This window comes from Actinomadura fulvescens (genome assembly GCF_039533225.1).
GTDB classification, from domain to species: Bacteria; Actinomycetota; Actinomycetes; order Streptosporangiales; family Streptosporangiaceae; genus Spirillospora; species Spirillospora fulvescens.
The window spans coordinates 135,673-149,197 of sequence record NZ_BAAATD010000002.1 but is presented as its reverse complement, the minus strand read 5'-3'; the positions used below and the strand labels follow the sequence as shown (position 1 = coordinate 149,197).

At 69.1% G+C, this 13,525-nt stretch carries 10 protein-coding genes; 4 read left to right on the top strand and 6 right to left on the bottom strand.

Features of this window, described 5'->3' with window-relative positions; translation table 11 throughout:
- Window positions 1–761: 761 nt before the first annotated feature.
- Window positions 762–3,281, bottom strand: a complete 2,520-nt coding sequence (gene leuS / locus ABD333_RS07720; protein ID WP_344539129.1) for a leucine--tRNA ligase — start codon at window positions 3,279–3,281, stop codon at window positions 762–764.
- Between the two features lie 352 nt (window positions 3,282–3,633).
- Here leuS and ABD333_RS07715 point away from each other — a divergent pair, with 352 nt between their 5' ends.
- Entirely contained in the window at window positions 3,634–4,224 is a 591-nt protein-coding gene (locus ABD333_RS07715; RefSeq protein ID WP_344539127.1) for a lytic polysaccharide monooxygenase auxiliary activity family 9 protein, read from the top strand.
- Between the two features lie 132 nt (window positions 4,225–4,356).
- Here the strand turns inward: ABD333_RS07715 and ABD333_RS07710 are convergent, their stop codons facing one another.
- Window positions 4,357–4,812 (bottom strand): hypothetical protein, encoded by a 456-nt coding sequence (locus tag ABD333_RS07710; RefSeq protein WP_344539125.1) that lies wholly within the window; start codon window positions 4,810–4,812, stop codon window positions 4,357–4,359.
- Between the two features lie 322 nt (window positions 4,813–5,134).
- Between ABD333_RS07710 and ABD333_RS07705 the strand changes: the two genes are divergently transcribed.
- From ABD333_RS07705 to ABD333_RS07695, 3 genes are all read left to right on the top strand, one after another.
- Window positions 5,135–6,679 (top strand): long-chain-fatty-acid--CoA ligase, encoded by a 1,545-nt coding sequence (locus ABD333_RS07705; RefSeq protein WP_344539123.1) that lies wholly within the window; start codon window positions 5,135–5,137, stop codon window positions 6,677–6,679.
- Between the two features lie 219 nt (window positions 6,680–6,898).
- Window positions 6,899–8,767, top strand: coding sequence for a RiPP maturation radical SAM C-methyltransferase (locus ABD333_RS07700; protein ID WP_344539121.1), 1,869 nt, complete (start codon window positions 6,899–6,901; stop codon window positions 8,765–8,767).
- On the top strand, window positions 8,743–9,663 hold the full coding sequence (locus ABD333_RS07695; RefSeq protein WP_344539119.1) for a TIGR03621 family F420-dependent LLM class oxidoreductase: 921 nt from the start codon (window positions 8,743–8,745) through the stop codon (window positions 9,661–9,663). Before ABD333_RS07700 ends, ABD333_RS07695 begins: the two co-directional genes overlap by 25 nt.
- Window positions 9,664–9,698: 35 nt before the next feature.
- On the opposite strand, the gene ABD333_RS07690 is transcribed toward ABD333_RS07695, so the two are convergent.
- The 4 genes from ABD333_RS07690 to ABD333_RS07675 form a co-directional block, all read right to left on the bottom strand.
- The gene (locus ABD333_RS07690) at window positions 9,699–10,511 is read right to left on the bottom strand and encodes an ABC transporter permease subunit (protein WP_344539117.1); all 813 of its coding nucleotides are present in this window, start codon (window positions 10,509–10,511) and stop codon (window positions 9,699–9,701) included.
- Window positions 10,471–11,454, bottom strand: a complete 984-nt coding sequence (locus tag ABD333_RS07685; protein WP_344539115.1) for an ABC transporter ATP-binding protein — start codon at window positions 11,452–11,454, stop codon at window positions 10,471–10,473. The genes ABD333_RS07690 and ABD333_RS07685 overlap by 41 nt, the downstream gene beginning before the upstream one ends.
- A gap of 77 nt (window positions 11,455–11,531) precedes the next feature.
- Entirely contained in the window at window positions 11,532–12,278 is a 747-nt protein-coding gene (locus ABD333_RS07680; protein ID WP_344539113.1) for a hypothetical protein, read from the bottom strand.
- Window positions 12,275–13,477 (bottom strand): ABC transporter ATP-binding protein, encoded by a 1,203-nt coding sequence (locus ABD333_RS07675; protein ID WP_344539111.1) that lies wholly within the window; start codon window positions 13,475–13,477, stop codon window positions 12,275–12,277. The genes ABD333_RS07680 and ABD333_RS07675 overlap by 4 nt, the downstream gene beginning before the upstream one ends.
- Window positions 13,478–13,525 lie beyond the last annotated feature (48 nt).

Genomic DNA, 13,525 nt, shown 5'->3' with positions numbered 1-13,525 from the left:
CCCTAAGGCCGTGCACCCTTGCGGCCGTGCGCCCGTGCGCCCTTGCGGCCTTGCGGACGTGTGCCCTTGGGCTGGTACACCCGTTCGCCCGCGCGCCGGTACGCCCTCGCCCCGCGAGCCCGTACGTCCGTGTGCCCGTGCGGCCTTACGGCCGATGCGCGGCCGTGCGGCCCTAAGGCCGTGCACCCTTGCGGCCGTGCGCCCGTGCGCCCTTGCGGCCTTGCGGACGTGTGCCCTTGGGCTGGTACACCCGTTCGCCCGCGCGCCGGTACGCCCTCGGCCCGCGAGCCCGTACGTCCGTGTGCCCGTGCGGCCTTACGGCCGATGCGCGGCCGTGCGGCCCTAAGGCCGTGCACCCTTGCGGCCGTGCGGCTGTGCGGCTGTGCGGCTGTGCGGCTGTGCGGCTGTGCACGCTGGTGCGGGTACGCCCGTTCGCCCGCGCGCCGGTCGCCCCCCGTCCCCGTCCCCGTGCGGCCGTGCCGGTGCGTCCCTGCGGTCAGCGGCCGTGCGCCCTTGCGCCTGTGCGTCCTTGCGGCCTTGTGCTGGTACGCCCGTTTGCCGGTACGGCCTTGCGTGGGTGTGGCCGTGCCGCTGTCATCTAGGGAGGGCACATGCCGCGGCCTTCCAGTGTCGTGCGGCTGTCAGTGATCCCTATGGACTCCGGCAAGCTCAGCCATGCAGTGGTGGTGGTCGTTGCTTCGAAATTGCTGCGACGGCGGGACGTGAGGCTCGGTGGGTTCGGGCGAGCCTCACGTTCCTGGTCAGGCTCCGGGGACGATGTTCACGATCTTGGGGGCGCGGACGATGACGCGGCGGGGAGGGGTGCCGCCCAGGGCCTCCTGGATCTTCGGGGATGCCAGGGCCAGTGCCTCCAGGTCGGCGTCGGAGATGTCCGGCGAGATCTCCAGGCGGTCCTTGACCTTGCCCGCTACCTGGACCACGCAGGTGACCGTTTCCTGTACCAGGAGGGCAGGGTCGGCGGCGGGCCAGCCGGCCTTGGTGACCGTGGCGGAACGGCCCAGCAGCGCCCAGGACTCCTCCGCGGTGTACGGGGCGAACAGCGACAGCAGGATCGCGATCGTCTCGGCGGCTTCGCGTACGGCCGGGTCGGCGGCGCCGGGGCCGGAGTCGATGGCCTTGCGGGTCGCGTTGACCAGTTCCATGATCCGGGAGATCGCCACGTTGAAGCGGTGCGACTCGACCAGGGTCGTGGCCTCGGAGATCGTGTGGTGGGTGACGCGGCGCAGGGCCAAGTTTCCGGTCGTGGCGTCGGTTGAGGGGTCGCAGGCGACCTCGGAGGCGATGCGGTGGACGCGTGACAGGAACTTCGACATGGCCCGCGGCGACACGTCCGCCCAGTCGATGTCGTCCTCCGGCGGGCCGGCGAACAGCATCGCCAGACGCACGACGTCCACGCCGTACTCGGCGATCTGGTCGCCGAGGTCGACCAGGTTGCCGGTGGACTTGGACATCGCCTTGGCGTTCAGGATCACCTGGCCCTGGTTCAGCAGGCGCGTGAACGGCTCGGTGAAGTCCACCATGCCCATGTCGTACAGGACCTTGGTGAAGAAGCGGCTGTACAGCAGGTGCAGGATGGCGTGCTCGACACCGCCCGTGTACTGGTCGATCGGCATCCACCTGCGGACCTGCTCGACGTCGAACGGGCCTTCGGTGTAGTCCGGCGAGCAGTAGCGGAAGTAGTACCAGGACGAGTCGACGAACGTGTCCATGGTGTCGGTGTCGCGTTTGGCCCGGCCGCCGCACTTGGGGCAGTCCACGTTCACCCAGTCGCCGGCGGCGGCCAGCGGTGAGGTGCCCTTGGGCGCCAGGTCGGCGCCGCGCAGGTTGTCGGGCAGGCGGACGGGCAGCTGCTCGTCGGGGACGGGGACCTCGCCGCAGGCCTCGCAGTGGATGATCGGGATCGGGCAGCCCCAGAAGCGCTGCCGCGAGACCAGCCAGTCGCGCAGGCGGAAGTTGACCGAGGCCTTGCCCGTGCCTCGCTCGGCCAGGACTTCGGTGATCTTGGCGATGCCCTCGGTCTTGCTCAGGCCTTCGATGGCCGGGGAGTTGACGATGCGGCCGTCGCCGGTGGTCGCCACGCCGGTCTCGGTGGGGTGGGGCTCGCCGGTGTCGACGACGACGCGCACGTCCAGCCCGAACTTCAGCGCGAAGTCCAGGTCACGCTGGTCGTGCGCGGGCACGGCCATGATCGCGCCGTGGCCGTACTCGGCCAGCACGTAGTCGGAGGCCCAGACCGGGATGCGCTCGCCGTTGACCGGGTTGATGGCGTACCGGCCCAGGAAGACGCCGGTCTTGTCGCGTTCGGTGGACAGCCGCTCGATCTCGCTCTCGCGGGAGACCTCGTCGCGGTAGGCCTCGAACGCGGTGCGCTGCTCGGGGGTGACGATCTCCTCCGCCAGGTCGGCGTCGGCGGCCACGACCATGAACGTCGCGCCGTACAGCGTGTCGGGCCGCGTGGTGTAGACGGTGACCGGCTCGTCGCGGCCCTCGATCACGAAGTCCACGTCGGCGCCGGTGGACCGGCCGATCCAGTTGCGCTGCATCAGCAGGACGCGCTCGGGCCACTTGCCCTCCAGCTGCTTCATGTCCTCCAGCAGCCGGTCGGCGTAGTCGGTGATCTTGAAGTACCACTGGGTCAGGACGCGCTTTTCGACCAGCGCGCCGCACCGCTCGCAGTGGCCGCCCACGACCTGCTCGTTCGCCAGAACGGTCTGGTCGTTCGGACACCAGTTGACCTGGCCGCCCTTACGGTAGGCCAGGCCACGCTCGTAGAACCGCAGGAACAGCCACTGCGTCCACTGGTAGTACTCGGGGTCGGACGTGTGCAGTCTCCGCGACCAGTCGAACGAGGGCGCGTAGCGTTTGAACGACGCCGCCTGAGTGTCGATGTTGGCGTACGTCCACTCCGCCGGGTGCGAGTCGCGCTTGATCGCCGCGTTCTCGGCGGGGAGGCCGAACGAGTCCCAGCCGATCGGGTGCAGGACGTTGTAGCCGCGCTGGAACCAGTAGCGGGCGGGCACGTCACCGATGGCGAACGCCTCGGCGTGACCCATGTGCAGGTCACCGGACGGGTAGGGGAACATGTCCAGCGCGTACCGCCGTTCCCGCCCGTCGTCGTCCTCGGCGGCCTTGAACGGGTCGAGCTCCGCCCACCGGGCCTGCCACTTGTCCTGAACCGCCCGGGGGTCGTACTGCTCGTCGCTGCTCACGGTCGCTACTCCGGTCCTTCTGTACGGGATTCGTCCGGCTGTCCTGCCCATATGCCGACCGGCGCGTCTACGTGCCGACAGGCCCTGCACATGAAGAGACCCCTCGCACAGGAGGGGTCGCCGCGTCAACGCCTGTGCGTCAACGCGACGGGCCAAGGAGCAGCCTGGGTCGCATACCCCAAGACTAGCGCAGCGGCAAGGCCCGGGGCCGCCGCATTGATCCCCTCGCCCGCCGGAAGGCCGGGCTTTTTGGGTCTTGACGGGGGCAACGGCCCGGCTAAAGTCCGAATTTACAGGAAGGTTTCCTATATGTAAGGAGGGGAAACAGAGCCAGCGAACGACGCGCACCGGAACTCCGTAGAAGGTTCGACCCCCCGCAAGCCCCCCGCAAGGAGAACCGCGCATGCCCAAGAAGAGCACGTTCGCCCTCGCCGCAGCCGTGGCCACCGGACTCCCACTGGTGACCGCCACGCCGGCACTCTCGCACGGCTACACCACGACTCCCGTAAGCCGTGCCCTTCACTGCAAGCAGGGCACCGTCACCAACTGCGGCCCCATCCAGTGGGAGCCCCAGAGCGTCGAGGGCCCCAAGGGCTTCCCGGCCCGCGGCCCCGCGGACGGCAAGATCTGCGCCGCCGGCGACAGCAGATGGGCGCCCCTGGACAACCCGCGCAACGGACAATGGCCCGCCACAAGTCTCACGAGCGGCCAGTCGTACTCGTTCAGGTGGACCCTTACCGCCCCGCACGCCACGACATCGTTCCGCTACTTCATCACCCGGGACGGTTGGAACCCGACCCAGCCTCTCACCCGGGCGGCCCTGGACTCGCAGCCGTTCCTGCAACAGAACTACGGCGGCCAGCGCCCGTCGTCGTCCGTCTCCCACTCGGGCACGCTGCCCGCCAAGAGCGGACGGCACCTCATCCTGGCCGTCTGGGACATCGCCGACACCGGCAACGCCTTCTACCAGTGCTCCGACGTGACGTTCGGCTGACAACAACACCCACCGAAGTGACGGAACGCCCGTACGAGACGGAACGCCCCGCACGGGAATGTTCCATCGCCTGCCAGACGTGGCGATGCCCGCCGGTGAGAGTCACCGGCGGGCATCGTCATAGGATGAACGTCAGTCCGTGTACCACTTGCTGCCGTACTTGAGCTTGGCGTTCTTGACCACGGCGCTCTGGGCGTAGCCGTAGGTCTTGAGACGGATCGGGCCCGCGTAGTACTTGTAGTTGCGCTTGCGGCCGTCCTCGACATAGCCGGTGATGGTACCGACGTTGTTCATACGGAACATCTCCACCTGGATGTGGGAGACCTTGTAGCTGCCGCGGCGCTTGGCGATGGCACAGGTCCAGTGCCAGTGCTTGGTCTTGTACTTGCCCTTGGCGTACTTGTAGCCGTAGACGTACAGGTCGCCGACGGCCCTCTTGCCGTTCTTCAGCGGCTTCTTGCTGAGCAGCTTGTAGCCCGGCCCGCAGGAGGCCGCGGCGTCGGCGGGACCCGCGACGGCGACCGCGCCGCCGAGGGCGACGGCCGCGCCCAGCGTGGTGGTGGCCAGCGCTCTGGTGATGCGCTTCATATGTGGTGAACCTCCGGTCTGCATGATCGGAACGACCGCCGCGCCCGTGCCACCAGGCTCACCCGTGACACAAAGATCACTTCGGCCGATTCGGACCGTACCACCCCAGAGCGGACGTCGTTGATCTAGTCGGACGGAGCAGCCGGCTTGTGGCCGTGCACAAGCTCGCCGCCCCCGAATCAGGCTTGATCACAAAGATGCACGTCAAGCGCGGTGGCAGGGCTGGCGCTCCACCGGACCGGTGGGCGAATATGTGGCGAACCGCTCGTAGACTCGCCGGTAATAACCGGCTGGCGACAATGCCCCGTGCGCGAGGAGTGCCATGCTCAACCTCTCCGTCCTGCTCGAAGACGCAGCCCGGGAGACGCCCGATCGCGAAGCCCTGGTCTTCGGGGATCTACGGCTCTCCTACACGTTCGTGAACCAGGTCGCGAACCAGGTCGCGAACCTCCTCGTGTCGCGCGGCATCAAGCCGGGCGACAAGATCGCGCTGGCCAGCCCGAACCTGCCCTACTTCCCGATGATCTACTTCGGGGCGCTGAAGGCGGGCGCGGTGGTCGTGCCGCTGAACGTGCTGCTCAAGCCGCGGGAGATCGCCTACCACCTCGCCGACTCGGACGCGAAGGCGTTCTTCTGCTTCGAGGGCACCCCGGAACTGCCGCTGGGCGAGGCCGGGCACGCCGGTTTCGGCCAGGCCGAGGAGTGCGAGCACTTCTTCCTGCTGCCCGCCAGCCTCGCCACCGCCGAGTCGCCGATCGAGGGCGCCGAGCTCTTCTGGGCCGCCCTCGCCGACCAGCCCAACGCGTTCGAGTCGGTGCAGACCGCGCCCACCGACACCGCCGTGATCATCTACACCAGCGGGACCACCGGCCAGCCCAAGGGCGCCGAGCTGTCGCACAGCAACCTGCTGGCCAACGCGATGATCGACGACACGCTCTTCAAGAAGACGCTGCACGACACGTCGCTGGTGACGCTGCCGCTGTTCCACATCTTCGGCCAGACGTGCGTGATGAACGTGGGCTTCTACCGGCGGGCGACCCTCGTCCTCCTCCCCCGCTTCGACGCCAAGCAGGCCGTCGAGCTGATGGTGAAGGAGAAGGTCAACATCTTCGCCGGGGTGCCGACCATGTACTGGGGGCTCCTCACCGACGACACCTCCGCCGAGGACGTGGCCGCCATCCGCGACAACCTCCGCGTGGCCGTCTCCGGCGGCGCCGCGCTGCCGCTCGAGGTGCTCAAGGGCATCAAGGAGAAGTTCGGCGTGGACGTCCTGGAGGGTTACGGCCTGTCCGAGACCTCCCCGGTCGCCTCGTTCAACCGCCCCGACCGGCCCACCAAGCCCGGCTCGGTCGGCCTCCCCATCTGGGGCGTCGAGATGAAGCTCATCGACGACGACTGGAAGGAGATCGAGGGCGAGGGCCCCGGCGAGATCGCCGTCCGCGGCCACAACATCATGAAGGGCTACTACAAGCGGCCCGACGCGACCGCCGAGGCCATCAGGGACGGCTGGTTCCGCACCGGCGACGTGGCCCGCCGCGACGAGGACGGCTACTACTTCATCATCGACCGCTCCAAGGACATGATCATCCGTGGCGGCTTCAACGTCTACCCGCGGGAGCTCGAAGAGGTCCTGATGACCCACCCGCAGGTCTCCCTCGCCGCCGTCGTCGGCGTCCCCCACGACTCGCACGGCGAGGAGGTCAAGGCGTACATCATCCGTACCCCGGACGCCACGATCACCGAGGACGAGCTGATCGCCTGGGGCAAGGAGAACTTCGCCAACTACAAGTACCCGCGCATCGTCGAGTTCCGCGACGAACTCCCGATGACCGCCACCGGCAAGATCCTCAAGCGCGAACTCCGCTGACACACCCCGAAGCCGCGGCGCGCCCAGGCCCGCCGCGGCTTCGCGTTCTCCAGGACTCGATTGCCCCGATGCTCTGGCGAAGGTGCAAGCAGGTTCGGGTGTCTATCTGTGGTGACGGCGAGTCAGGTTCGGGGAGGCGGAGGGCAGGAGGCCGACAACCTTGGTCGCGCGTGTGCCAAGCGCGTTGACTCGGGCGGGTGCCGGCAAGAGCATCGGGAAGTGTACGACGTACGACTGATCAACATGCCGTTCGCGAGCCTGCAGATGCCGTCGCTGGCGTTGACGCAACTGGCGTCCATGGCGCGGCGTGAATTCGGTGACGTGTCGGTTCGCGTGCACTATCTCAATCATGACTTCGCCAAGGTCTTCGGAGTCGGGAACTATCAGCAGCTGTGCTACGGGAAGGACCATCAGGCGTCGGGGATCGGGGAGTGGATCTTCCGCCTGGCCGCGTTTGATACCGGTGATAATCGGGAGCGGTATTTTCGGCGGTACTATCCGACGCCGACGCCGGAGTGGGACGAGTTCCGGGCCTACATCCAGGGGGTTCGCGACCGGATTCCGGAGTGCCTGGACGAGCTGATCGACCGGTACGGCCTGCTGGAGGCCGACCTTGTCGGGTTCACCTCGATGTTCCAGCAGAACGTGCCGTCGTTCGCCATGGCCCGCCGGATCAAGGAACGCGATCCGTCCGTCGTCACCGTCATCGGCGGCGCCAACTGCGAGGCTCCGATGGGGCAGGAGATCGCCCGCAACATCCCGCAGATCGACTACGTGTTCTCCGGGTGCGCGCTGCGCAGCTTCCCGGACCTGCTGGCGGCTCTCCGCGACGGGGATGTGGCCCGCGCAGGCCGGATCGGCGGGGTGTTCACCGAGCACAACCTCGAGGTGGTGGTGCCGCGCGGACCCGAACTCGACGTCAATGCCGACATCGAGCTCGACTTCGACGGCTTCCTGGCGGACCTGGAGGCGAACTTCCCGGGCGGCGCGGTCGCACCGGTGCTGCCGTTCGAGACCTCGCGCGGCTGCTGGTGGGGCGAACACGCGCACTGCACCTTCTGCGGCCTGAACGGCGATCTCATGAGATTCCGCTCCATGCGTCCGGACAAGGCGATCGAGCTGTTCAGGTCACTGTTCGAACGCTACGGGGCGGCGACGCGCATGTTCATGTGCGCCGACAACATCATGCCTCGCGAGTACCCGGCCGAGGTCTTCCCTCACGTCAGGGCGCCGGACGACGTGTCGGTCTTCTACGAGGTGAAGGCGGATCTCACCCGCGCGGAGCTGGCGGCGATGGCCGCCGCCGGTGTGCGGATCGTCCAGCCCGGCATCGAAAGCCTGGCGACCTCGACCCTCCGGCACATGCGGAAGGGCGTCAGCGCGTTCCGGAATCTTCAGTTCCTGCGGAGCTGCGTGCTGACCAACGTCAAACCGATCTGGAACCTCCTCATCGGCTTCCCCGGAGAACCCGGCTCCGTTTACGAGAAGTACCTGGCCGACATGCCCAGCCTGTGGCATCTTCGCCCGCCGGCAGGGCTCTACGTCGTGCGCTTCGATCGTTACAGCCCCTATTTCAAGAGCCCCGACGAGTACGGGCTCGACCTGGCTCCGATGGAGTACTACCGGCAGATCTATCCGCTGGGCGACGACGTGTTGCGCGACCTGGCGTACTACTTCTACGACCGTAACGATGTGCAGCCGTACCCGCGGAACGTCGCGAGCTGGGTCGACAAGCTGAGCTCCGCCGTCCTCGACTGGCGCCAGGCATGGGAGGGGCGCGAGCGGCCGCCGGTGCTGTTCCTCGACCGTTGTGGCGATGGCGGCGCGGTGATCGACACACGCGGCGGCGAGGAGACCCGGCAGACCGTCGACGAGGCGGAGTGCGCGCTGTTGAGCAGGCTGGCCGAGCCGAAGCGACTGGACCGGCCGGCGCAGCGGGGCCCGGATGTCGTCCGCCTCCTGACGCGGTTCCGTGAACGAGGGTGGCTTTTCGAGGAGGGACAGCGCGTGCTGAGCCTGGTCTTCCTTGAGGCGCCACCCGGATGGGAGACGGGAAGGTCACGATGGGACCGTTCAGGTTCGGGATGATCGGGACCAAGCTGGAGTCGGGCCGGGCGTGGGCCGAGAAGGCTCGCTGGGCGGAGGAGACCGGCTTCGCGACGTTCGTGGTGGGCGACCATTTCCAGCTCCCCGCGGCCCCCGTCCCGGCCATGCTCGCGGCGGCTCACGCCACGACCACCCTGCGGGTCGGCTGCCAGGTGCTCGCCAACGACTTCCGGCACCCGGCGGTGCTCGCCAAGGAGATCGCCACCCTCGACGTTCTCACCGGCGGCCGGGTGGAACTCGGGCTGGGCGCCGGCTGGATGCGCGCGGAGTACGAGATGGCCGGCATCGGCTTCGACGACGGGGGCACCCGGGTCGACCGGCTCGCCGAGGCGGTGACGATCCTTCGGGCGCTGCTGACGACGGCGGAACCCGTGTCGTTCACCGGAAGGTGGTACCGCGTGAACGGGCTGGTGGGCCTGCCGCGGCCAGTGCAGCGGCCGATTCCGCTGCAGATCGGCGGCGGCGGCCGGTCGATCCTGCGTCTGGCCGCCGAGCACGCCTCCATCGCCGGTCTCGTCCCGCGTACCCGGCGGGGAGAGCTCGATCCGCAGAACATGAGCGAACGCGCGACCGAACAGCGGGTCGGGTGGCTGCGCGAAGCGGCAGGCGAACGGATGCCCACGCTGGAGCTCCACGCCGTGGTCCTCGCCGCGCGGGTGACCGGCCACCGGCGCCGCGCGGCGGAGGAGATGGCCGCCCTCCAGCGAGTCGAGCCCGAGGTGATCCTGGACAACGTCCACATCATGGTGGGGCCCCTCACGTACGTGCGGGAGCGCTTGGAACACCTGCGCGAGGCGTTCGGCATCTCGTACTTCTCGTTCTTCGACTACGACGCGCCCTCGGTCGCGCCGGTCGTCGCCGAGCTGGCCGGACGCTGAGGCGATCGTTGCCCGGCCGGGCGCCGGGCGTGCGGTCAGACCGCGGAGATCTGCTCGGTTCGGCGGAAGAAGCGCACGCCCACCGCCAGCAGCGGGATCGCGACCAGCCAGGTGACCGCGCCGATCAGGGCGACGACCTGCGGGGTCAGCTCGAAGGCGCCCGCGAGCTGGGAGTAGACCAGCCCGACGACCGGGAGGACGACGATCGGGGCCAGTTGGTTCGCGGCCTGGACCGAGGATGTGCGCGCGGAGACCAGGACGGCCATCCCGAGACCCAGCGTCGTGCTCGCCGGGACCGTCCACAGCACAAGGACCCACCATTCGGCCGTCGGCATGATCCAGGACCCCACCAGCCATTCGCCCAGCCCATTCGCGACCACGATGTACGCGCCGAACGCCCCGCCGGCGACCAGCAGGGCGGGCAGCGCGGCCGCGACCACCTTGCCGAGGATCAGCTCGGCGTTCGTGATCGGGGAGTGCAGGAGGGTCTCCAGGGTCTTGCGCTCCTTCTCGCCGGCGAAGCTGTCCGCCGCCGTCGACGTCGCGAGCATGAGCGGGAGCAGCAGGAAGAGCGGGGCGAAGTACCTGGTGAGGAAGGCCACGGCGAGCAGGGCCTCCGAATCCGCTTGCGGGTGACGTTCGACCAGCTCTCCGCCGACCCGATCGAGCACCGCCGCCATGTTGAGGAACCGGTCACCGAACCGGCGGAGCGCCCAGGCCACCACGATCGGCAACGCCACGGTGACCAGTAGCGGCATGATCACCATGGAGACCAGCACGGCCTTCTGTCGGAAGATCGTGGCGATGTCACGCCTGGCGAGCGCCATCACGCGGTCGAGATTCGGCATCGGCTTCTCCACGCAGTCCGTGCGTGCGTAGGTAGACGGTCTCCAGATCGACCCGTTCGACGCGCAGCCCGAAGACCGGCACCTCGTGGTCGAGCAACCGGCGCAGGACGGCGGTCATGGCCGCCCGTTCCGAGACGCGGCACCCCAGAACGCCCGGCTCGATGATCCGGATGCCGGTGACCTCGGGGACGCCCTCCAGCGTCCGGGCCGCCGCCGCGTCGGCCTCCGGGTCGACCTCGAGCCGTACCTCCAGTTCGCGGGAGTACTGATCGGCCAGGGCCCGCGGCGTGTCCAGCGCGACGAGCCCGCCCTCGCGCAGGATCGCGACCCGGTCGCAGAGCTGTTCCACCTCGGAGAGGTCGTGGCTGGCCAGCACGATGGTGTGGCCGTCGCGGCGGAGACCGCCGATCAGCTCGCGCAGCTGTCTGGTGGAGACAGGATCCAGTCCGCTGGTGGGCTCGTCGAGGTACAGCAGGGCCGGGTCGTGCAGCAGCGCCCGGCACAGAGCCAGTCTGCGGCGCATGCCGTGGCTGTATCCGCCGACGCGGTCGTCGGCGCGGTCGTCAAGGTCGAAGAGCTGCAGCAGGTCGTCGATCCGCCGATCCCCCGAGGCCAAACCGTAGAGCCGGGCGAAGAACCTCAGGTGCGCTCGGGCCGTCTGCCGGTCATCCACTCCCGCGTCTTGCAGGACCACCGCGGTACGGCCTCGTACCTTCGAGCCGTCGGCCACCGGGTCGGAGCCGAAGACCCTGGCCCTGCCCGCCATCGGCGCCAGCACCCCGTTGAGGACCCTGATCATCGTCGTCTTTCCCGCACCGTTGTGGCCGAGCAGGCCGAGCACTTCGCCGCGGAAGATCTCCAGGCTCACGTCCCGCAGCGCGATGTGGCCGCCGTACCCAGCCGTGACCCCCTTCAGCGCGGCCACCACCGGCGGGTCGTCCATCGTCCCTCCTCGCCTCGGGCGTTCGCGTCGGTGGTTCCTCGGCTGCTTGCCGGATCAGCGCTCCTCGGCTTCTCGGATCAGAGCTCGCGGATTTCGAGGCGGTGGCCGGCCAGCAACAGCAGTGCCGGTGTGGCGACCACGGTCACCCCGGCCGCTCGGAGAAGCTCGGCCGGTGACGAGCCGTTCAGGAGAGGAACGACCGCGGTGAGCAACTCGCTGGGCGACCACGGCTGGACCACGTCGATCTGCGCGATCAGCGCGATCAGGATGAGGGCGCCCAGCGAGGCGAAGATGGTGCCGACGGGCCCGCGGGTGAACCCGGCGGCCGCGGCCACCACGGCCACCGCGAACCCGCAGTAGAGGGCGCCGTACAGCGTGCCCGCCAGGACCGGCCGGACGGCGACCTGCCCCATCAGCCCGAGGGTCAGCAGCCAGGCGATCACCATTCCGGCGGCCAGGGCGACGACGGTGGCCGCGGTGACCACGACGTAGCGGGGGATCAGAAGCACCCGGACGCGTTCGACCCGGGAGCGCAGGAAGGCCGCCGCCTCGGGGCGGGCGTCCATGGTCAGCGCGGCGGACGCGACGATCACGATCGCGAGCACACCGAGCTGCGATACGCCGTCGATGTACTCCCCGACTCCGTCCGCCGGTCGCTGCTCGGGCACGTGAACCACGATCCCGCCACCGGTCGCCTTCAGGAACTCGGAGAGATAGCGCGCGAGCAGCGGCCCGCCGACCGAGAAGAACCCGAAGACGCCGGCCAGGATCATCCAGTGGTGGGTGCGGATCAGCCGGGCGAGCTCCAGGCGCCAGAGGTTCACGAGACCAGCTCCAGGAACGCGGTCTCCAGGTCCGTGGCGGGCTGGAACAGCATCAGGGAGTTCCCGTGCTCGGCGACCAGCGCGGGTATCTCGCGTTCGGCCCGTTCGGCGTCGGACACGACGAGCCGCAGCCGGCCCGGCCCGTGCTCGGCGACCTCGGTGAGCCAGGACGCCCGGCGCAGCGATTCCACGAGAGCGGTGCACGGCGGACGAACATGCAGGAGACAGGCCGAACGGGTGTGCGCGAGCAGGTCAGCGAGCGGGCCCTGATAACGCAGCCGACCCTTGTCGATCACACCTACGGTGTCACAGACCTCCTGCACGTCCGCGAGGATGTGCGTGGACAGCAGCACCGTCTTCGTCTGCGCGAGCCGCCCGATCAGATCCAGCACCGCACGTCGGCCCACCGGGTCGAGGGCCGCCGCGGGCTCGTCGAGGATCAGTACCTCGGGATCGCCGACCAGGCACGTCGCCAGGCCCAGGCGCTGCAGCATGCCGCGTGAGAACGAGCCCGCCCGGCGGTCGGCCTCCGCCGCAAGGCCGACCTGGTCCAACGCCGATGCGACGGCGCCCTCGGGTATGTCCGGACCGGTGAGGTGCCGCGCCAGATCCACCACTTCGCCCGCCGTCAGCCACGGCTCGAACCGCGGCGTGTCCACGAGGAACCCGATCCGGTGCCGCGGCACCGCCAGCCGGACCGAGCCCAGGGTCGGCTTGCGCAGCCCGGTCAGCACGTACAGCAGCGTGGTCTTCCCCGCGCCATTGGGACCGATCAGGCCGTACGAGGAGCCCTTCGTGACCACGAGATCGACGCCATCGAGCGCGACCGTGTCACCGAACGTCTTGCCGAGCCCTTCGGTCACGAGCACCGTGCGTCCGTCGTCCGGCGCGGCCGGGGCGGCCGGGGCGGTCAACGGCAGCGGCGCCCCCAGAACCGATATCGGCTCGCGTCCGGCCGCCCGTTCCGCCATGTCGCGTTCGGCCTGGTCCGCCGTCGGGACGGGCGCTCCGGGCAGGCGGCCGAGCACGAAATAGAGGATCAGCCCCGTGGGGTAGGAGACCAGGACGATGATCGCGGCCCAGACCGGCTTCGGGAGGTACCGGACGTCGTGCCGGGCGAGATCGACCAGAGCGGCGACCACGGTCGCGGCGATAACCGCGCCCACCGCGCCGAACACCCACCAGAGCGCAGGATCCACGCAGAACCCCTTGTCGTCGGTCCGTCTGTCGGATGGGGATGTGCGGCT